The organism is Paenibacillus sp. JNUCC 34, assembly GCF_058269055.1.
On the sequence record NZ_CM177770.1, the window covers coordinates 306,701 to 325,593 of the forward strand.

Annotated in this window: 16 protein-coding genes and 1 riboswitch; of the genes, 9 read left to right on the forward strand and 7 right to left on the reverse strand. The window is 48.2% G+C overall.

Annotated elements, in window-relative coordinates:
• Window positions 1–27 precede the first annotated feature (27 nt).
• Complete coding sequence (locus AC2TF5_RS01390) at window positions 28–2,322, reverse strand: helix-turn-helix domain-containing protein (protein ID WP_491300512.1); 2,295 nt, start codon at window positions 2,320–2,322, stop codon at window positions 28–30.
• A 251-nt stretch (window positions 2,323–2,573) separates the two neighbouring features.
• The gene (locus AC2TF5_RS01395; protein WP_491300513.1) at window positions 2,574–3,434 is read right to left on the reverse strand and encodes a lipoate--protein ligase family protein; all 861 of its coding nucleotides are present in this window, start codon (window positions 3,432–3,434) and stop codon (window positions 2,574–2,576) included.
• 247 nt (window positions 3,435–3,681) lie between these two features.
• Between AC2TF5_RS01395 and AC2TF5_RS01400 the strand changes: the two genes are divergently transcribed.
• The 6 genes from AC2TF5_RS01400 to menA all read left to right on the forward strand — a co-directional run bounded on the left by AC2TF5_RS01400 (window position 3,682) and on the right by menA (window position 9,197).
• Window positions 3,682–4,734, forward strand: coding sequence for an ABC transporter substrate-binding protein (locus AC2TF5_RS01400; RefSeq protein ID WP_491300514.1), 1,053 nt, complete (start codon window positions 3,682–3,684; stop codon window positions 4,732–4,734).
• Between the two features lie 37 nt (window positions 4,735–4,771).
• Window positions 4,772–5,590 carry an ABC transporter permease gene (locus AC2TF5_RS01405; RefSeq protein WP_491300515.1) on the forward strand — a complete coding sequence of 273 codons (819 nt, stop codon included), beginning with the start codon at window positions 4,772–4,774 and terminating at the stop codon, window positions 5,588–5,590.
• 1 nt (window position 5,591) lies between these two features.
• Window positions 5,592–6,332 (forward strand): ABC transporter ATP-binding protein, encoded by a 741-nt coding sequence (locus tag AC2TF5_RS01410; protein WP_491300516.1) that lies wholly within the window; start codon window positions 5,592–5,594, stop codon window positions 6,330–6,332.
• 51 nt (window positions 6,333–6,383) lie between these two features.
• Window positions 6,384–7,298 carry a cysteine synthase A gene (gene cysK / locus AC2TF5_RS01415; protein ID WP_491300517.1) on the forward strand — a complete coding sequence of 305 codons (915 nt, stop codon included), beginning with the start codon at window positions 6,384–6,386 and terminating at the stop codon, window positions 7,296–7,298.
• Window positions 7,299–7,439: 141 nt separating this feature from the next.
• On the forward strand, window positions 7,440–8,033 hold the full coding sequence (locus tag AC2TF5_RS01420; RefSeq protein WP_491300518.1) for a DoxX family protein: 594 nt from the start codon (window positions 7,440–7,442) through the stop codon (window positions 8,031–8,033).
• A gap of 210 nt (window positions 8,034–8,243) precedes the next feature.
• Window positions 8,244–9,197, forward strand: a complete 954-nt coding sequence (gene menA / locus AC2TF5_RS01425; RefSeq protein ID WP_491300519.1) for a 1,4-dihydroxy-2-naphthoate polyprenyltransferase — start codon at window positions 8,244–8,246, stop codon at window positions 9,195–9,197.
• Between the two features lie 341 nt (window positions 9,198–9,538).
• Here menA and gdhA read toward each other — a convergent pair whose 3' ends face one another.
• From gdhA to AC2TF5_RS01445, 4 genes are all read right to left on the reverse strand, one after another.
• Complete coding sequence (gdhA, locus tag AC2TF5_RS01430) at window positions 9,539–10,909, reverse strand: NADP-specific glutamate dehydrogenase (RefSeq protein WP_491300520.1); 1,371 nt, start codon at window positions 10,907–10,909, stop codon at window positions 9,539–9,541.
• A 189-nt stretch (window positions 10,910–11,098) separates the two neighbouring features.
• Window positions 11,099–11,230, reverse strand: a complete 132-nt coding sequence (locus AC2TF5_RS01435; protein WP_491300521.1) for a DUF4023 domain-containing protein — start codon at window positions 11,228–11,230, stop codon at window positions 11,099–11,101.
• Window positions 11,231–11,516: 286 nt separating this feature from the next.
• Complete coding sequence (locus tag AC2TF5_RS01440) at window positions 11,517–11,828, reverse strand: antibiotic biosynthesis monooxygenase (protein WP_491300522.1); 312 nt, start codon at window positions 11,826–11,828, stop codon at window positions 11,517–11,519.
• Between the two features lie 126 nt (window positions 11,829–11,954).
• Window positions 11,955–13,166 carry a DUF418 domain-containing protein gene (locus AC2TF5_RS01445; protein WP_491300523.1) on the reverse strand — a complete coding sequence of 404 codons (1,212 nt, stop codon included), beginning with the start codon at window positions 13,164–13,166 and terminating at the stop codon, window positions 11,955–11,957.
• Window positions 13,167–13,307: 141 nt separating this feature from the next.
• Here AC2TF5_RS01445 and AC2TF5_RS01450 point away from each other — a divergent pair, with 141 nt between their 5' ends.
• On the forward strand, window positions 13,308–14,030 hold the full coding sequence (locus tag AC2TF5_RS01450) for a response regulator transcription factor (protein ID WP_491300524.1): 723 nt from the start codon (window positions 13,308–13,310) through the stop codon (window positions 14,028–14,030).
• Complete coding sequence (locus tag AC2TF5_RS01455; RefSeq protein ID WP_491300525.1) at window positions 14,027–15,766, forward strand: sensor histidine kinase; 1,740 nt, start codon at window positions 14,027–14,029, stop codon at window positions 15,764–15,766. Before AC2TF5_RS01450 ends, AC2TF5_RS01455 begins: the two co-directional genes overlap by 4 nt.
• Before the next feature lie 111 nt (window positions 15,767–15,877).
• Here the strand turns inward: AC2TF5_RS01455 and AC2TF5_RS01460 are convergent, their stop codons facing one another.
• Window positions 15,878–16,258, reverse strand: a complete 381-nt coding sequence (locus AC2TF5_RS01460) for a hypothetical protein (RefSeq protein WP_491300526.1) — start codon at window positions 16,256–16,258, stop codon at window positions 15,878–15,880.
• A gap of 313 nt (window positions 16,259–16,571) precedes the next feature.
• Window positions 16,572–16,673, forward strand: a riboswitch (purine riboswitch).
• Between the two features lie 196 nt (window positions 16,674–16,869).
• On the opposite strand from AC2TF5_RS01460, the gene ade reads away from it, so the two are divergent.
• A complete protein-coding gene (gene ade, locus AC2TF5_RS01465) occupies window positions 16,870–18,675 on the forward strand; it encodes an adenine deaminase (protein ID WP_491300527.1) in 1,806 nt (601 codons plus the stop codon).
• Window positions 18,676–18,893 lie beyond the last annotated feature (218 nt).

An 18,893-nucleotide genomic window follows, 5' to 3' on the forward strand; every position in this document is an offset into this window, starting at 1 on the left:
GGCCCAGGGGAATTGGTGTTTTGTCTATTATCCGGTGTACTCCTCATCCTCATCATCAGGGGGAACGGAGGCTCCGTTTTGGCTATGCATTTTACGGTACTGGCCAGGGGTGCAGCCCATTTCTTTTTTAAACTTGCGGATGAAGTTTGGTGTGTCCAGGTAACCGACGCGTGTAATGATGTCTTTTAAAGGATCGGCTGTATGTAGGAGCTGCCGGATCACTTCATCCATCCGTTTTTGCCATATATATTGGGAGAAGTTAATGCCCATTTTCTCTTTGAAAGAGCGGCTGAAATAAGAAGATGAGATGGAGAACTTGGATGAGATGGTTCCCAGACTTAGGTCGTAATCTGTAAAGTTTTCGTCGATAAAGGCTGTAATCTGTTCAATCAAGCTGCTTTCTTCTGTCTCGTTTTTGGCTTCGACCTGAGCGCAGATGTCTGCAGCAAGGCCTACGAGCTTCTTCTCCAATTCCTCCAAAGAATCAAAGCTGGTGACTCGCGGAATCTCATTGACAACATGGTGAATGCCGAGCTCTGAAGCGGTTTTCAGCATCGTGTTAAGAATGTCGAAGCAAATGCAGCGCAGAAGCGGCACCGCAGGTTTTTCCGCTTTCAGGTTGTTGAGCGCAGTGGACACCATCTGGACGGCCACATCATAGCTGCCCTGCTTCAGGCTCTGAACGAGCTTTAGCAGCACGTCGTTCGGTACCCAGAAGGTACAATCCCGGGTGCCTGAGAGTTTGTTGAAGAAAGTGGTACTGCCCTCACCATTGAGCATGGATGATTCAAAAGCGGTCGATGCTTCGATGTAGGATTGATTAAGCTGTTCTGAATGGCTGTAGCGCGTACCTGCTCCAATGGCAGGAGACAGACCTGTTTGTTCTGTTACCATCTTACGCAGAGCTTCAACAATGGATTCCATCCGGGCTTGCAGACGGGCATCATGTCCGGTATCGGTGTCAAATCCGACAATGAGGGCCAGCCGGTTGGGCTGAGGAAGCTCGACACTATACATGTGTGCGGAAAGCTCCGGCAGCTCCACTTCGTTCATCAGTTGCATGACAGGTCTCCGATCTGGATTGTCGTCCATAGGAAAAGCGTGAGCTTCCCAGCCCATGCAGACGACAAAATAATGGGAGCGGTTGAAGCGGATACCGAGAGTTTCTTTGAATTCGGTAGTGAATTCCTTCGTATGGCCATGCTTCAGCAATAGCTGCAGTATATGATTGCGGGCGTAGGGCTCCTGAAGATCGACCCGCTGGCTGTAGTCATGCAGTGTTTTTTTGATCCATTCCAGTTCGTTGCTGGATGTGGGCGTATCGGTGACGGTTTTTAGCCTCACGAACTCCATCAAGTCGGAAATCGGATGGTACTGCTTCCGCGCCAAAATGATAGCAAGAATGGTACCCATCACGACTACAAGGGAAAAAACAAGAACAATAATGGTTTGGATATGAACAATACGGCTAAAAAACTGGCTGCTCGGCATGGCCGTCACATAAGTCCAGCCGGCGTCTGACTTGACGGATACGACCGAATGCGACTCATTGTTCAGGGTGAGACTATGCGTTCCCGGTTCGAGCCTGTACAAGGCGTTGACTTCCGTCGCGGTAATCGTTTCACCCTGGTGATTGGCGGCAAGCACTTGCCCGTTATTGTCAAAAATATAAGTCATACCATGGTAGTCACTAAGGATTGATTCAATTAAATCGGTCAGATTGGATTCGTTAATCAGAAACATGACCGTTCCGTGTGGAGTTGGATTGTTTGGCGTGATCGGTACAAGGTAGGCTAGCATGGATTGCTGTCCCCGCTCTCCTTGATCGACTTTTTCCGCTGGACGCATCGTTGGAAAACTCATCGTATTCAAATCATGGATCAGGTCTGTTTTGTTCCAGTTATGAAATGTGTAGCGCCCGTTGAAAACATCCAGGTTCTCAAGGCCCTGAGCGGAATAAATTTTCTCGTCACCACGGAAGAACAGGAAAAGCTCATTAATGATGGAACTTGTCGCCTTGTATTTGGCCAGAGTTCCAATTGCTTCTCGGCTGTAGAAAGGGTGGTGAACCCAATATGACGTAAGCTTCTCATCGTAAGAGATGCGTGATGCCATATCCTGCAGTTCCTTCATGCGTTCGTCGATAACAGTCTTGGCCTGTGTCATTTGATTGACGTTCGTTTGCTCGATTTCGGAGCGGAGAGTTTGTACGGCGCTCTGATAGATAAAGACAGTTAGAATAACGAGCGGAATAAGGAAAATAGCGATATAGGAAAACGTATATTTAAGCAATAGCTTGGACTTGAAATGATTCCATTTCATGAATAAACCTCCTAGGCCGCCTCTCTAAAGGGAAAGCTGTTAATAAAATTGTAAGGTAAACGTTTTCATAAATCAAAGCAAATAAAGGGGGCTTCTTCCTGAATCAGGTAAAAAACAAGAAAAACAAAGAAAAATCAAGTGTGAACGGGCGATTTGAGCCTGAATCCCTAAAAGGAGTGTCCGAATCAGTTATGGTATATCTGATTCAATATGCATAAGAAGCCGCCCCGAAAGGGGCGGCTTCTTGTGCTTTATTTCCGGATATAGCGCTGCCGTAAGGAGCGGGCCATCTCACGGACATCATCCGGGGTAGGAAGATCCAGCTTGGAGGCGGAGGATGTTATATCTGCCGGGTCCATGGCTGCCTGCCATTGACGGATGACCTTCTTGACCGATTCAGTAAACATCGGGGCTGCATGAGGTCCTAATTCCGCCAACTCCTGAAGACTCGCGGTCGACTCCGGCTGAACCAGCGGATAGAGGGCTGGATCGGCGTCAGCGGCGGCCCCGTCATAGAAGGAACGGACAAGACCCGCCCGTTCTGCACCGGAGCCTTCGGCGATAATAAACGCCTGGATAATGAAGGACTTGTTCTGTCTGCGCTGGGCAATGCCGCAAAATTTGCGTCCACCAATGCTTAAGTCAAATGCGCCTGGACAGAACGCTCCGGCAATCTCTCCAGTATCGACCGTATACCCGGTATCCCGTAATGCTTCGCGGATCAAATGCACCATTATTTCGAAATCTTGATGAAAGTCCTGATTGTGGTGACGGTTCTCCCCGAGTGGCAGAATAAGAGATAAATTTACAACGCCTGGATCCAGAGGCACGGCAGCACCACCTGAGTGGCGGATCGCTGTGTCGTAACCAAGATCGCGAAGCTGGTGCTCGGATTCCTGAGCCTTGGGCAGTCGGCTGTCTCTCACGCCCATAACGAATGCACGGGGATGACGCCATAGGTGACAGATTGCGGGGCCGCCACGACCGGTCTGCCGGCACAACAGCTCGTCCAGCGCGAAGGAGTAGAGCACGTCCGGTTCGTTTAGATCTTGGCTGCGGTCCAGCAGCAGAATGGGACCTGTCTCAATAGGCAGGCATGAAGTTGTAGTCATGACAGAGGGGCCTCCTTCAATATAAAGAACCGTCAAGTTGGTTCAGCTAGTTCCACATACACTCCGTACCGGCTCCTACACTTGTGCTACAGGATCGGCATTTTAAATCGAATATGTACAGAATACCATAACGTGAGATTGAAACAGTTTTTTTCCTTTAATTTCCGGTAAATCAATTGACATCCCGGGGTATTCTTTTTATAATCCTAGTAAGTTTATCGGCTTTATATATAAAGGGGGATTTACCATGGCAAATAGTGCCCGACGTATTAAAGGGCTGATGATAGGGCTGCTGTTGATCACTATGCTGGCGGTTACAGCCTGCGGCAGTGACGCCAAGCAAGGAAACAGCGGCGAATCGGCCGGAGGAAACGGTGAAGCCAAGAAAGAGTTTGTAGTCGGATACTTGAATGTCATGGACGATGCGCAGGCTATGCTCGCTTATGAGGCGAAGCTGTATGAGAAGCATGGATTGAACGTGAAGATGCAGCAGTTCAAGAGTGGCACGGACCTTATTAAAGCGATGGTCGGCAAGCAGGTGGATGCCGGGGTGCTCGGGTTTACGAATGCTGTTTCATGGGCCTCTAAGGGTGCAGGGGTAAAAGTTGTCGGCGGAGCACAGCTCGGATTTCACAGTGTGCTCGTAAAAGACGACAGTAGTATCGCTAGTGTGGCAGATTTGAAAGGCAAGAAGCTTGCCTCCCAAGGCCAAGGAAGCACGGCAGATATCGTTCTGAACGGTGTCGTGCTGAAAGAAGCGGGACTGACCAGCAAAGATGTGCAGATGGTATACGTTGACCCGGGCCAGGCTATTCAGTCACTCGCTTCCGGCGCGGTGGATGCAGCATTCGTGTTTGAACCGTACGACAGTATCGCTACCCACACGTTAGCCGCGAAGCAAATATATGAGATCGGCAAAGTATGGCCGTTCCCTTGCATGGTCGTCATTACGACCGATGAGAATTTGGAGAATAATCATGAAGCGGTAAATCAGCTGCTGGATGCTCAGAAAGAAGCAATCGAAATGCTTCAGCAGGATCCGAAGAAATCAGCAGGTCTTATCATGAAGCATTTTGTGGACTCGGATACGATGGAATCCCATCATGGTGGCACTGTGGAATCGGTCGACGTTATCAAGCAGGCGATCGAAACCCAAGTGTTTAACTGGGATATCACGCCAGATCAGGTAACCCGCATGCAAGAAATATCCAACATGATGAAAGAGCAGGGTGTTCTGGAAAAAGAAGTGAAGGTGGCAGATATTATTGATTTAAGCTGGCAGGATCAGCAGAAGAAGTAAGGAGTGACCATATCACTTATAAAAAGGAGAGTTTCTGGTGAATCCATCCTACACGAAAGTGCCGCGGACTAAACCGACATCAGGCTCCTTCTGGCGAAAAGTGCTCCCCTATCTGCTTGCAGTAGGGAGCCTTCTTGCTGTTTGGCAGATAACGGCGTTGTTTCTGCCGTCCTATCTGCTGCCGGATGTGCCTGATGTGTTTGTTCGATTATTCAGCAGCATCCAAGATCCTGAATTCCGAGGCCACATCGGGGATAGCCTGATTCGTCTGCTGTGGGGATATCCGCTTGCTTGCCTGTTCGGTGCGTTGCTTGGCCTGATCGGCGGCATATCGAAAGGTTTTGCGGTATATCTGCGGAGCCTGATATCTATTCTTCAGGCGATACCTCCGATTACATGGGTGCCATTTTTCGTTATATTACTAGGCTTTGGCAACAAAACCATCATTACTGTCATCATCATCGCCAGCTTCTTCCCCATGGCGCTCTCCGTATTGAATGCAACGGAGGGCGTAAACCGGACACATCTGGAGCTGGCCCGGGTTATGGGCGCAAGCCGTCGTCAACTGCTCGCAAAGGTATTCGCTCCTGAATCGCTGCCGGCCTTTGTTACCGGGGCGCAGGTTGCTTTCGGGAACGCCTGGCGTTCATTGATCGCAGCGGAAATGGTCGGTGGTGCTATGGCAGGGTTAGGCTTCTACTCTCGCTGGCGCGGTGAGGTTGCCGACATGGAAGGCGTATTGATGAGCATTATTGTCATCGGCACGATTGCAGCGCTGCTCGATCTGGTGCTGCTTGAAGGATTAAAAAGAAAGCTGCTTCGTTATCGTTACGTCCAACCGGGAGGAGATGAATAGCATGCAGACCATCCAAGTAGATAACGTATCCAAATCCTTCGGATCATTGAATGTGCTAGAGCAGGTGGATATCACCATCCACCAAGGTGAATTCGCTGCCATTGTAGGCCCTTCGGGCTGCGGGAAAAGCACGGTACTGCGCATGATCGCAGGTCTGGAATACCCGTCGGACGGGAAGGTTACAGCGAGTGAGCAGAGTATTGTTAAGCCGGACCCCAGCCGGATGCTGATCTTTCAGGAGCATGCCTTGTACCCTTGGCGCACAGTGGAATTTAACGTAGGTTTCGGTCTGGAGCTTACAGGTATTCCCAAAAAAGAACGCAAATCCCGTGTTGATGCCATGCTTGAGAAGGTGGGGCTTGGCGGATTTCAGAAATACTATCCGCACCAGTTGTCCGGCGGTATGCGCCAGCGGGCATCTATCGCCCGCGCTTTAGTCATGGACCCGGAGGTACTGCTGCTCGACGAGCCGTTTGGCGCACTGGACGCTATTACGAAGATCTCGATGCAGAATGAGCTGCTTACTTTATGGGAAGGTACAGGCAAGACGGTGCTTCTGATCACGCATGATATCGATGAAGCTATTTATTTGGCAGATACGATCTATGTGATGAGCCCTCGTCCGGGCCGGATTGTGGAGTCGATCTCTACGGATATGCCGCGGCCGCGTAACCGTAACGGCGCGGAATTTGTAACGTTACGGGAACGGATTATGAAGCACCTGGATTTGAGCAATCATTGATTTTTGAAATATCCTTGAAATCATTCTGCTATTACAAAGGAGAACACCACCATGGGAATATTCGATAATATTGTAGATTTGATCGGCGGGACACCAGTGGTTCAGCTGCAGCGTATCGTGCCGGATGGGGCAGCCGATGTGTATGTGAAGCTGGAAATGTTTAATCCGTCCGGTAGTGTGAAGGACCGGGCAGCCTTTAATTTGATCGATACGGCTGAGAAACAGGGAGTGCTTACACCGGGAGGCACAATCATTGAACCGACAAGTGGCAACACTGGCATCGGTCTGGCTATGATTGCAGCAGCCAAAGGCTACCGGGCCATTCTGATCATGCCGGATAACATGTCGAAGGAACGAATTAATATACTGAAGGCTTACGGTGCGGAAGTGGTACTGACGCCGAGCAGTGAACGAATGCCGGGATCCATCGCCAAAGCCTTGGAACTGAAGGAGCAAATCCCGGGCAGTTTTATCCCTCAACAGTTCGAGAATCAGGCGAATCCGGACATACACCGTGTGACAACAGCGCCGGAAATATTGCAGCAGATGGAAGGCCAGCTGGATGCGTTTGTTGCTACAGCGGGAACGGGCGGGACGATTACAGGCACCGGCGAGGAGCTGCGGAAGCATCTGCCGGAGCTACATATCGCGGTAGTAGAGCCGAAAGGATCACCTGTATTGTCTGGTGGACAGCCAGGACCCCATAAGCTGGTTGGCACAAGCCCCGGATTTGTGCCTGATATTCTGAATACGGACGTCTACGACGAAATCATTCAGATTGCGGATGATGATGCGCTGCAGACGGTTCGCGATTTGGCCCGGAAGGAGGGTATTCTGGTCGGACCATCGTCCGGTGCATCGGTTTTCGCTGCGATTACCGTAGCCAAGTCGCTGGGTGCTGGGAAACGGGTTGTCTGTATTGCGCCAGATACCGGAGAGCGTTATTTGAGCATGGATATTTTTTAATACATTATATTCAATTAATACCATTCTCTAGGCATATGCTACAAAAATTGAAATTAATTCAATTTATTAGTTGTGTACATTTTGTGAATATGGTTAAATTTAGAAGGATTACATTCACAAAATTCATAAAGTGGAATGGAGATGAAGAGTTTGGCGAAGCAGGATTTTAAAAAAAATCAGTATGTGGTGGTACCTGAAAATCCCGTGTTAATGTTTCTTTTTAGCAGTACCCGTTCAGCGTGGATCTGGCTGATTTTGCGCCTATACTTGGGATATATCTGGTTCACAGCAGGTTTTAAGAAAATGACCTCTGACGCTTGGACAGGAAGCGAGGCGGGAGCCGCGATTCAAGGTTTTGTTAAAGGGTCGCTTGCAAAAGCGGAAACCGGTAAGGATGTCTCCGGTTGGTACGCATCATTTCTGGAAAACTTTGTGCTGCCTAACGCCAAGCTGTTTTCATTTCTGGTAGCGTTCGGAGAAGTATTGGTCGGTATAGGGCTTGTTGTGGGTCTTCTGACCGGCGTCGCCGCTTTCTTTGGCGGATTGATGAATGCCAGTTACTTGTTTGCTGGATCATTGAGCTCAAACCCGCTGCTGTTCATTATAGCGACGTGGATCGTGCTGGCATGGAAAGTGGCAGGTTGGTACGGTCTGGACCGATGGGCTCTGCCGCTCCTCGGCACCCCGTGGACCCGCCGGCGCAGCACGGCGAAAGAGGATGAAGTTACTTCATAACGGAATAGCTTACGTCGAAGCACCCTTTAGGATAGGATCAGCCGCATATGTGCTTCTGTCCAAGGGTGATTTTTGTCGTTAAAGTGAAATAAGAGCCGATTTGCAACTTTTTTCACAAAACAAACTATTGTCAAGAACAATTCCCACAGCCAAAAGATAAAAATTAATCTATCCTATTTTTAGATAATTTATTAAGAAGGATGGATGGAGATGGGAATCAAACCATTTTTAAAACTGGTGGAGATTCAAACAAAGGTGGCGAGCATAATCCCATTTTTGATCGGGACGGTGTATGCGCTGTTCCGCTTTCAGCAGTTTGACGCGTACCATTTCGTGCTGATGCTGGCATCGCTGCTCTCATTTGACATGGCGACCACAGCAATTAACAACTACTACGATTATAAAAAAGCGATCAAAACTCATGGCTTCGGCTATGAATCCCATAACGCTATTGTGCACTATAAGCTGAAGGAGCGGGCAGTGGTGGCTGTAATCGCGATCCTGCTGCTGACTGCATTCAGCACAGGCATTGCCCTGTTTTTGGATACCGGACTTTTGATTCTGCTCCTGGGCGGGTTGTCTTTTGCAGTCGGTATTCTGTATTCCTTCGGGCCGATTCCGATATCCCGGATGCCGCTCGGTGAGCTGTTCTCCGGTCTGTTCATGGGTTTTGTTATTATCTTTATCTCGACATGGATTCATGTGGATGAAAGTCAACTTGCAAGTCTTGTATTAGATGGAGGGATGGTTCTCCTACAGGTCAATCTGCTTGAGGTCATTCTGGTGTTCCTAATTTCTGTTCCGGCCATTCTCGGTATTGCTAACATCATGCTGGCGAACAATATTTGTGATGTTGAAGACGATATCGAGAACAAACGATATACCCTTCCGGTTTATATCGGCCGTCCGAACTCCATAATTCTGTTTCGTATTATGTATTATCTCGCTTATGTAGACCTGATTGTGTTGCTGTTCCTGAAGGTGAACCCGATCATTCTGCTGCTCGTCCTGCTAACAATTATTCCTGTACAGAAAAACATTAAAAAATTCACCGCGAATCCGTCCAAGGAAAAGACCTTTGCGAATTCCGTCCAGAACTTTGTCATGATGAACATGGCCCGGATTATCGCACTTGGCACAGCGGTTCTGCTGACCGGTCTATAGCATATTGAATAAAAAGCATACACAAAAGCCTCCGTTTCAGATATAACGGAGGCTTTTGTGCATAACCCCATCAGCGTAATAAAGCAACAGGGGGTCTGAGGTGGCTTGTTCAGTTATTACAATCCATTCCCTTGCACCGTCAGGTCTCAGGCTGATGACAAAGTCAAAAAGAAGATGATGGATACCGCTTTACCTGATGCGCTTATCAGCTTCCGTTAGACTTTGCCTACAATCTGAAACCCGAGTACAGGGTATGGGCCGAAACATTAACATATAACAATTAAGGTTTACTGCTTATACCGAGTAACCCAACGAATCAATGAATAGATTTTAAAAGTTCTTTAAACAATACCTTGAGCGAGCATAGCATCGGCTACTTTGCGGAAGCCGGCAATGTTGGCGCCCACGACAAGGTTGCCAGCACAGTCGAATTCCTCAGCCGCCTGCACGCTGCTGTTGTAAATGTTTTTCATAATCTGATGAAGCTTGCTGTCCACTTCTTCGAACGTCCAGGAAAGTCTCATCGAGTTCTGGGACATTTCAAGTGCTGATACAGCTACACCTCCGGCATTTGCCGCTTTGGCAGGACCGAACAGAACGTCGTTCTTCAGGAACAGGTCGATGGCTTCCAGAGTGGAAGGCATGTTAGCTCCTTCGCCAATCGCTTTCACACCGTTAGAGATCAGGATGGCTGCGGATGCTTCGTCAATCTCATTTTGCGTTGCGCATGGAAGAGCGATATCACAAGGAATCGTCCAGATACCCATCCAGCCTTCTGTGTATGCCGCATGTGGATGCTCTTTCACATATTCGCTGATCCGCTTTCTTTCTACATCTTTCAGACGGCGAACGGTTTCGAGGCAGATGCCTTGAGGATCGTACACATAACCGTTAGAATCACTGCAAGCCACAACCTTTGCACCGAACTGCTGAGCTTTCTCGATCGCATGAATGGACACGTTACCGGAGCCGGATACAACGACAGTCTGGCCTTCAAAGCTCATTTCTTTGGAGTTCAGCATTTCTTCTACAAAATAAACACAGCCATAGCCTGTTGCTTCAGGACGTCCCAAGCTTCCGCCGTACTGAATGGATTTACCCGTCAGGACACCTGCTTCATTACCGCCACGGATACGCTTGTATTGGCCGAACATATAACCGATTTCACGTGCGCCAACACCGATATCACCTGCAGGTACGTCAACGTCTGGTCCGATATATTTATACAGCTCTGTCATGAAACTTTGTGTGAAACGCATAACTTCATTGTCGGATTTGCCTTTTGGATCGAAGTCGGAGCCGCCTTTGCCGCCACCGATTGGGAGACCTGTCAGGGAGTTTTTCAAAATTTGCTCAAAGCCGAGGAATTTAATGATGCTAACGTTAACGGAAGGGTGGAAGCGGAGGCCGCCTTTGTACGGTCCAATGGCACTATTGAACTGAACACGATAGCCGCGGTTAACCTGGACTTTACCTTGATCGTCTACCCATGGAACTCTAAAGGTAATCACGCGCTCAGGCTCAACGAGTCGCTCTAAAATTCCAGCAGATTGGTATTGCGGACATTTGGTGAGTACCGGAACGAGTGAATCAAGGATCTCTTTGACGGCCTGATGGAATTCAAGCTCATTCGGGTTGCGCTTTTGTACAGTCTCAAATACGGATTGGACATAAGATACCGCTTCTTGCGATTGTTGTGTAGTAAGATTCATGTACAGGTCCACCTCTCTCATAAATATGTATTATGTTGTATTTATCAAAAATCCAGCATCCTTGCAAGTTAAAATTTATACATCTATGCTAATTATATATACATTTTTACCTAAAAAATGCTTTCAGAAATTATACGATTAGTGCAAAGAAACAGCGATCTTAGGATCGCTGTTCTGCTCATCGGTGGTTTACTTTTTCGTACCGTGCTGTTTGGTAGGTAATTGTGCACTCGGCGTACCCTTGCCGTGATTTTCCTTGTTATGACGGGCTTTTTCGGCATTATCTTTCATCTTTTCCACGAATTCATGTGTGTTTTCCACGATGAAATCCTCCTTTAAAATGGGATCTGCCGGGTTTCGGCGTCGTTCCTGTTTACTATATCCCAATGATTAAAATTGTATTGATAATGTGAATTTATATGTGGCCAATACATGAAGTTTACATCGGTCATAAAACTTTCCTATCAAGTGGTGAAAAAATAGTGATGACAGCGCTCTATTTATGAAATATGAGTCGAAAAGTACTAAACAAACTCAGTGAATTGATGTTAAATCCCCAGATATAACAAACCCGTGAAAAGCGAAAGCTTTTCACGGGTAACAAGGGTTAACCTATAGGTGGGTTGCTGACAAGCAGCTCATATTTATTGAGGGAAGCACCCAGAATAAACTCGCTGCCTCCTCCGCGGTGTGACTGACGGAAGGATTCGCTGGAAGTCCAGCCTTTAAAGGCTTCTTCGTTCTCCCACACCGTACAAATCTTGAGTTCTTCGGCTTCGGCCCCTTCCTTGGCCTCATGCCATACTTCCATCCGGATGAACCCCGGCATCTCCTGTACGCCTTTCGCCTGCGCGAACCGCTCAGACAGCTCCTTGCCATGTCCCGATTTGATCTTGATCGAATTCGTTACTACCAGCATTTTTGTTCCTCCTTAGGCTGTAATCCGGCCTTACCTTATCCGGTATGTCAGTCGATGATATCTGCATGTCCATTATACCTTATGGGTGCAGGCGATTTCATCTTGGAGGAATTACCCCGAGGCTCCTCAAGAAGAGGAAGCCTCTGTCTGAATTGGAGGACTCTTAGGTTTCTTTGGCTTCGCCTGCCCGCTCCATGACCAATAGGTACCGATACGCAGCAGGAACTCGATTGGACCCGTTCGGAAACGGTTCAGATACAGTAGACTGCACATGGCCTGAGCTACATAGATACCGAGTGCAAGTAAGATGCCAGTCAAAACACCGAGTCTACCGAACATCCCCAGCCCGTATCCGTAAAAGATCGTTGTACAGATGACGGTTTGCATGAGATAGTTCGTCAACGACATCCGGCCAACCGCTTCAAATGAACGGAAGACAACATTTCTGTTAGAAGAGAGGGCATAAATATAGGCAAACAGATAAATGTATCCAAGCGAGAGAATTTGAGCGCCTGCCATGTTCAAAATCCCACTCCATGCATGGGTAGAGCCGAGCATGATTGATGCCGTTTTTGCGGCGATACCGAACGGGACAAACATGATCGCGTACCGCAGATACGATCCTTTTTCCTGTTCCGGAGACATAAATTTACCGCGTTTGGCCGCAGCCATCCCGAACAGGAACAAGGCTCCGAGAATAAGGGGGGTCAGAAGCAACATAAAGAACATCATCCCGCCAGGCAGACCAAGCGGATCTGAAGTCGTCCGGTGGTTCATAATTTCTAAATAGGTCCCGGTACCATATAAGTTGATTGTCTCCCTAACGTGGGTCTCCATACGCATTACATCCTCGGGAGACTTTGCGGAGGTACCACCATAGCTGATCCCGATGCTAAGAAGAAGGAAAATAATACCCCAGATCATTAAAGTTTTCGGCTTCCGGTTCACAAATAATAGAAGGAAGAAGCTGATGCCACCGTAGAAGAGCAAAATATCGCCATCCCAGAGTTGAGAATGTAGAATACCGAGAACAATTAGCAATATCGAACGTCTTACCACGTTACGCCCGTATTTCACACCCTTGGCATTCATACTCTCCTTCATTTTGATCATGCTGTACCCGAACAGGAACGTAAAGATTGGCATGAAGCTGCCTTCGATAAATATTTTTAACATATCATGACCGATCAAATCCAAGGATGAAGGTTTAAACAACCACATTTCTTCTTTTCCGAACATACCGTATTGAAAAATAAGCATATTGGCCATCAAAATGCCAAGTAAACTGAAACCCCGGATCGCATCAACAGCGACAGCTCTTTTCCGTGGATTTTCCACATTAATCACCTCTTGGAATTCAGTATATCGTCCTAACTTAAATTACTCAGAAACGGCAACCTAACTTTTTCTTAACGATGGGCATTATTGTTTAACTGCTGTTAAGGTTGTTGTGCTAGCATGGTATCGGGTGAAGATAATATGGAAAACACTAAAATTTTAATCGTTGATGATGAACCAGCTATTGTAAAAATGTTGCAGATGGTCCTTCGCAAGGAAGGTTTTAACCGCATCTATACAGCAGGCAGCTGCGCCGAGGCGCTTCGCGAAATGGAAGTGCACCGGGCTGATGTTGTGCTGCTGGATGTTATGTTACCGGACGGAAGCGGATTTGAGATCTGTCCGAGGCTCCGGGCATTTGGCAGTCCGCATATTTTGTTTTTGACAGCTAAGGCGTCCGATCTGGATGTTCTGACCGGTTTCGCTATGGGCGGGGACGACTATGTGACAAAGCCGTTTAACCCGCTTGAGATTGCAGCGCGCATTAAAGCCCGGCTTCGGCGGGGCGGATGGGGCGACACAGGGGTACGTGTACAGGAACAGCCGATACAGCGGGTGTGGGATTTCGGCCGCTTTGTACTGGATGAGACGGCAGGAGAGCTGAAGGTGCTTGGTGAGTCGGTGCCTTGTCCAGCCCAGGTGTTTCAGCTGCTGTTATACTTTTGCAAGCATCCCGGCGTTGTTTTTTCCAAGTCGCAGTTGTATGAGGCGGTGTGGGGAATCGATGGGATGGGTGAGGACAACACCGTGATGGTGCATATCCGCCGGATCCGGGAACGGATTGAAGATAATCCGAGTGATCCGCAATACTTGGTTACGGTCCGCGGGCTAGGCTACAAGCTGGTTAAGGGGTCAAAAAGATGAAGGTAAGCAGAAGACTTGCGTTTCATTTAACATATCAGCTTATTGCCTTCTCGATATTCATGTTTCTGTTTCTCCTTACGCTTCTATTTGTGTTAATCAAGCATATCGCGAACGAGGAAATACGGCTTAACTTCCCTTCGGGGGTTCTAAGCAATCTAACAGCAGAAACGGTGACGGAGAATGGTGTAGTCAATCTGCAAGGACACTGGAAAGAGCTTTTATACGAGCAGAACATGTGGCTGCAGGTCGTGGACATGGAAGGTCGCGTTATCCATGCTACGAACACGCCCAAGGATGTGCCTTCTTCATATTCAGTCAGTCGGCTGCTGGAAATCAAGGAGGAACGGCGGCTTAGCAAATATACGATGGAGTTGGAAATGGATCTGGCCTATGAGGATCCCTTGTTGTTTTTGCTTGGTGGGGTAGATGAGAGTACGGATCGGCTGAGACATTGGTTTACGGAGTATCAGGTAGGCGGCTTGCCGGATCCGTCGCAGCACGAGAGATTGGAACAGGAGGTCCGGAAGGCAGGGGGCTATCTGCATATCATCGATGGGGAGGGCGGCATCAAGCAGTCGATCGGTAAGGCAATCGGGGACAAGAAGAGCTACCATCCTTTAGAACTGATGTCGATGCAGAAAGAACCGGGTTCATACGCAACAAATGTAAATGTGTACTGGGATAAGGCCAGCGGAATGACCTGGGTGTATCACACGCCGTACGATTCGGTCGGCAAGCAGCCGATCATGAACCAGATTCTGCTCGCTGTAATGTGGATATGCATCATCGTGCTGGTCGTTGCGTTAGCTATGTCGATCTGGCATGGATACCGATACAGCCGTCCGCTGTTGCTGTTTACCGGATGGTTCGAGCGGATGGGCAGCGGCTCCTACGAGGAAGTACTCACCCCCAAAGACCGTAAGAAAGTATTCCGAAAGAACGGGAAGCTGCGAATGCCCTACAAGCTGTACAAGGAAGTTATTCACTCCTTCTATCATATGGCCGAGCAGCTGGCAGCAACCGAGAGAGAGCGGAAGGCACTGGAACAAAACCGCGAGGAGTGGATGTCTGGTATCTCCCATGATCTTCGAACCCCCCTGTCTTCCATTCAAGGTTACGGCTACATGCTGGAAAGCGCACCAGAAGACTGGAGCCCGAGCGAACTTCGGGAGATGGGAACGGTTATACGGGAAAAAGGGGAATACATGCTGGAACTTATCGATGATTTCTCGCTTGTATTCAGGCTGAAGACCGAAATCCAACCGCAGGATATGTGTCCGCTTGATCTGAATGAGCTTGTCCGCCGCGGTGTATTGAAGTACGTCAACGACGCGACGCTTGACGGCGTGACGTTTCAGTTCGAAGGCGGTGATGAGCCGGTGCTTGCGGCTGGTAGTGCCAAATGGCTTCACCGTCTGATGGATAACCTGATCTCCAATGCCGTTAAGCATAACCCACCCGGGATTACGGTTACGGTAGGTGTAGAGCAGCATGCCAATTCTGCTGCGATCGTAGTGAAGGACAACGGTGTTGGGATGGACGAGGAAACGAAGCGGAATCTGTTTGAACGTTATTATCGCGGGACGAACACGGAGGGAAGTATTGACGGCTCAGGCCTTGGGATGAGCATTGCAAAAGCCATCGTGGAAGCCCATCACGGTACGGTAGAGATCCAATCGGAGGCCGGAAAAGGAACGTGTATCAGGGTTATTTTGCCCCGGGGCTTGAAAGGTTGATGAGCCATTGAATATTTAAAATGAGAGGGCTGTTTCCATGCGAGATGCATATGGGAAACAGCTCCTTTTTATGTGGATCCGAAGCTATGAAGTTTCGAAAACCTGTGATATTCAACTAGTTGTTGAGAAAAAACGGGAGGGATAATGTTCATCCTCTTCAATCTCAACATCAGGATAACGTGTAAATACGGATTCAAATGATCTGCCTTCAACGAGATCATGAATAACCTGTTCAATTCGTTCCCTGGTCATAATGTCGATTAACACCATATCACTCGACCAAAAATAAGCGCCGTTCATGCATTCGCCTGTCTGATTGTTCTTTTCCCGTAAGGTCTGAATGTTGTTATATGTAAAAAAGGTGGCGATCCACTTTAAACGGTTAGGAAATACAACGATGACATCCGAATTCGTATTGGTCTCATCCCATGTTCCTTCAGCCCATTTCTCGGCTTCAATCCAAATATGCATCTTCTGGCTAATATCCTTCATAACTACCTGCCCCCCCTAATGCTTGGAATAAGTATACCAATGATAGCCATGAACTAGTATTTTAAGATCTGCTTCGAAGCAGCGGAGCGGACGAAGCGTTTCCGGAGAAGCGATAGCGGTCGCCTTTGCCCCCGAATTTCTTCTTATAAAGAAATAATTCAAGAAATTCGGGGGCAACAGCGATTGTAGGAATGGTTCGTACGCGCAGCAACTATTATATGTATTAAAAATACTTACTTCTCTGATTGATATACTTGTTCAAGTATATTCTCCCACTCTATTGACTTACGACACCAAAGGATTATAATTCTTACAACAACTGAAAAGATTTTTATGTATATGCCAGAGAATAAGGCTCAGGCGTCTCTACCAGGTTACCGTAAATGACTTGACTACATAAAAGCTGAGAGAATCATCATCCTTCGATTAAACCGAGGTCTTACAACACGTTAAAGCCGCGTGACGTATTCGTATGGTATAAATTCAGACTCTCTCTTCCTTTATGTATTGTTGATAACCCGGACAGAAGCGCTGTCCGGGTTATTTCGTGTCTAGTTATGGGGAAGCCTGAAGCTATCAAGTTTCTATAATCATAAGGGAGAGTGTCATATATGAGTTCACAAAAGAGACAGAAGCGTTATGAGGTCAGCTACCGACTTGGACAAATCGCAATGGGACAGGCAGCAGCGGAAACTGTGATCAAGGACGGCACACTCGTTAACGTGTTTACTGGAGAGCTTCAGGAGCATGTCGATGTCGCCATGGCCTTCGGAAGAATTGCTTATATCGGACAAGCTGATCATACAATCGGTGAGAAAACGAATGTGATTCAGGCGAACGGACGATACATTGCACCGGGTCTGCTGGACGGACATATGCATGTGGAAAGCACGATGCTGACGGTGACTGAATTCGCCAAAGCCGCGATGGCTAAAGGCACAACTTCCATCTTTATGGATCCGCACGAGATTGCGAACGTATTCGGTTCAGAAGGCGTACGCTGGATGCACGAAGAAGGGCAGCAGCTTCCACTAAAAGTATTTACAACCTTTCCTTCTTGTGTGCCAGCTACAACGGACCTCGAAGACGCTGGCGCGGCACTTGGCGTAGCCGATATTGAAGCGGGACTACAGTGGCCAGGTGTGGAAGGCCTCGGCGAGGTGATGAACTTCCCGGGCGTCGTCTATGGTGACCCAACCATGTGCGGAGAAATTGAGGCAACCTTAAAGGCTGGAAAAACCGTTACCGGTCATTTCCCTTCTGAGGATGAACGTATGCTACAGGCTTACATCGCTTCAGGTGTCAGCTCTTGCCACGAGACAGTTACCAGGGAGCAGGCGTTGCAGAAGGTTCGACTCGGCATGCATTTGATGATCCGTGAAGGTTCCGCATGGCATGATGTTAAGGAAGTTATTAAAGTGGTAACGGAAGATAACGTGTGTACCGATAACATGTCCCTTGTGACAGATGACGTCTATCCGATGACACTGCTGAATCTTGGCCATCTGAACCATGTTGTGCGCCGGGCGATTGAGGAAGGCGTTGATCCGGTTAAAGCCATTCAGATGGGCACGATCAATGTGGCTCGTTACTTCGGTATGGAGCAGGAAATTGGCAGCATTGCACCAGGTAAAGCAGCGGATATTTTGCTTATCGATGATCTGAAGCAAATGGTGCCTTCGCTTGTTATTGCTGATGGTGAAGTGGTAGCGGATTCCGGAAAGATCGTAAAGGAATTTCCTGTTTATGAATATCCAGCGGAAGCCCGCAGTTCGGTACGGCTGCAGCGTGCTCTAACCGTCGATGATTTCTTGCTCCGCAGCAAAGGAAATGCCGCTCAGACACAGGTAAACGTGGTGCGTGTTATTGAGAACAGTGCCCGGACCGCTAAAATGACGGCGACCCTCCCGGTGATAGATGGAGTCATCCAGCCGGATTTGGCACAGGATGTCATTCAGATGGCTTGCATTGAGCGCCACAAGGGAACAGGGCAGATATCCCTCGGCTATGCGAGTGGATTTCAGTTGAAATCCGGTGCAGTCGCCTCCACGGTGGCTCATGACAGCCATAACCTGCTCGTTATGGGTACGAGCCCTGAGGACATGGCGTTTGCCGCCAATGAGCTTGCCGCATGCGGCGGAGGCATGATCGTGGTACGGGACGGTGAGGTGCTAGCCAAGGTGGAGATGCCGGTGGCAGGTCTGATGGCGGATCGTCCGCTCGAGACGGTAGCTGCTGAAGTGGTGTCCATGGAGGAAGCGTGGAAGGAACTGGGCTGCCCGATGAATGCACCGTTCATGACCTTCTCGCTGATCGCTCTGCCGGTTATACCGGACATTCGGATCACGAACCGGGGACTGGCTGATGTGACCGAGTTCAAGTTGATTGAAACGGAAATTGGGCCATCTACGGTTTAAAAAAAACGAAATGATTGAGACACTTATCATTGCAAAAAACAGGGTGACCAAGCATGGTCCACCCTGTTTTTTGTTTGTTTTTATCGAGAACGTGATTTTCGTCACAAATTTATAACTATTTAACCCCTTCCAGGCATTTAAATGTGATAAATATCACAATTCTTCCGTTCGTGGTCTGCGAAAATAATAAAAGATAAATTTTAAAGTTTTATTACGTG

Coding starts and splice junctions, on each gene's coding strand:
- AC2TF5_RS01420 (WP_491300518.1), top strand. CDS start 7,440: ATGAAGAGTTTGGCGAAGCAGGATTTTAAAAAAAATCAGTATGTGGTG.
- ade (WP_491300527.1), top strand. CDS start 16,870: ATGAGTTCACAAAAGAGACAGAAGCGTTATGAGGTCAGCTACCGACTT.
- AC2TF5_RS01450 (WP_491300524.1), top strand. CDS start 13,308: ATGGAAAACACTAAAATTTTAATCGTTGATGATGAACCAGCTATTGTA.
- AC2TF5_RS01455 (WP_491300525.1), top strand. CDS start 14,027: ATGAAGGTAAGCAGAAGACTTGCGTTTCATTTAACATATCAGCTTATT.
- AC2TF5_RS01390 (WP_491300512.1), bottom strand. CDS start 2,322: ATGAAATGGAATCATTTCAAGTCCAAGCTATTGCTTAAATATACGTTT.
- cysK (WP_491300517.1), top strand. CDS start 6,384: ATGGGAATATTCGATAATATTGTAGATTTGATCGGCGGGACACCAGTG.
- menA (WP_491300519.1), top strand. CDS start 8,244: ATGGGAATCAAACCATTTTTAAAACTGGTGGAGATTCAAACAAAGGTG.
- AC2TF5_RS01400 (WP_491300514.1), top strand. CDS start 3,682: ATGGCAAATAGTGCCCGACGTATTAAAGGGCTGATGATAGGGCTGCTG.
- AC2TF5_RS01395 (WP_491300513.1), bottom strand. CDS start 3,434: ATGACTACAACTTCATGCCTGCCTATTGAGACAGGTCCCATTCTGCTG.
- gdhA (WP_491300520.1), bottom strand. CDS start 10,909: ATGAATCTTACTACACAACAATCGCAAGAAGCGGTATCTTATGTCCAA.
- AC2TF5_RS01460 (WP_491300526.1), bottom strand. CDS start 16,258: ATGAAGGATATTAGCCAGAAGATGCATATTTGGATTGAAGCCGAGAAA.
- AC2TF5_RS01410 (WP_491300516.1), top strand. CDS start 5,592: ATGCAGACCATCCAAGTAGATAACGTATCCAAATCCTTCGGATCATTG.
- AC2TF5_RS01440 (WP_491300522.1), bottom strand. CDS start 11,828: ATGCTGGTAGTAACGAATTCGATCAAGATCAAATCGGGACATGGCAAG.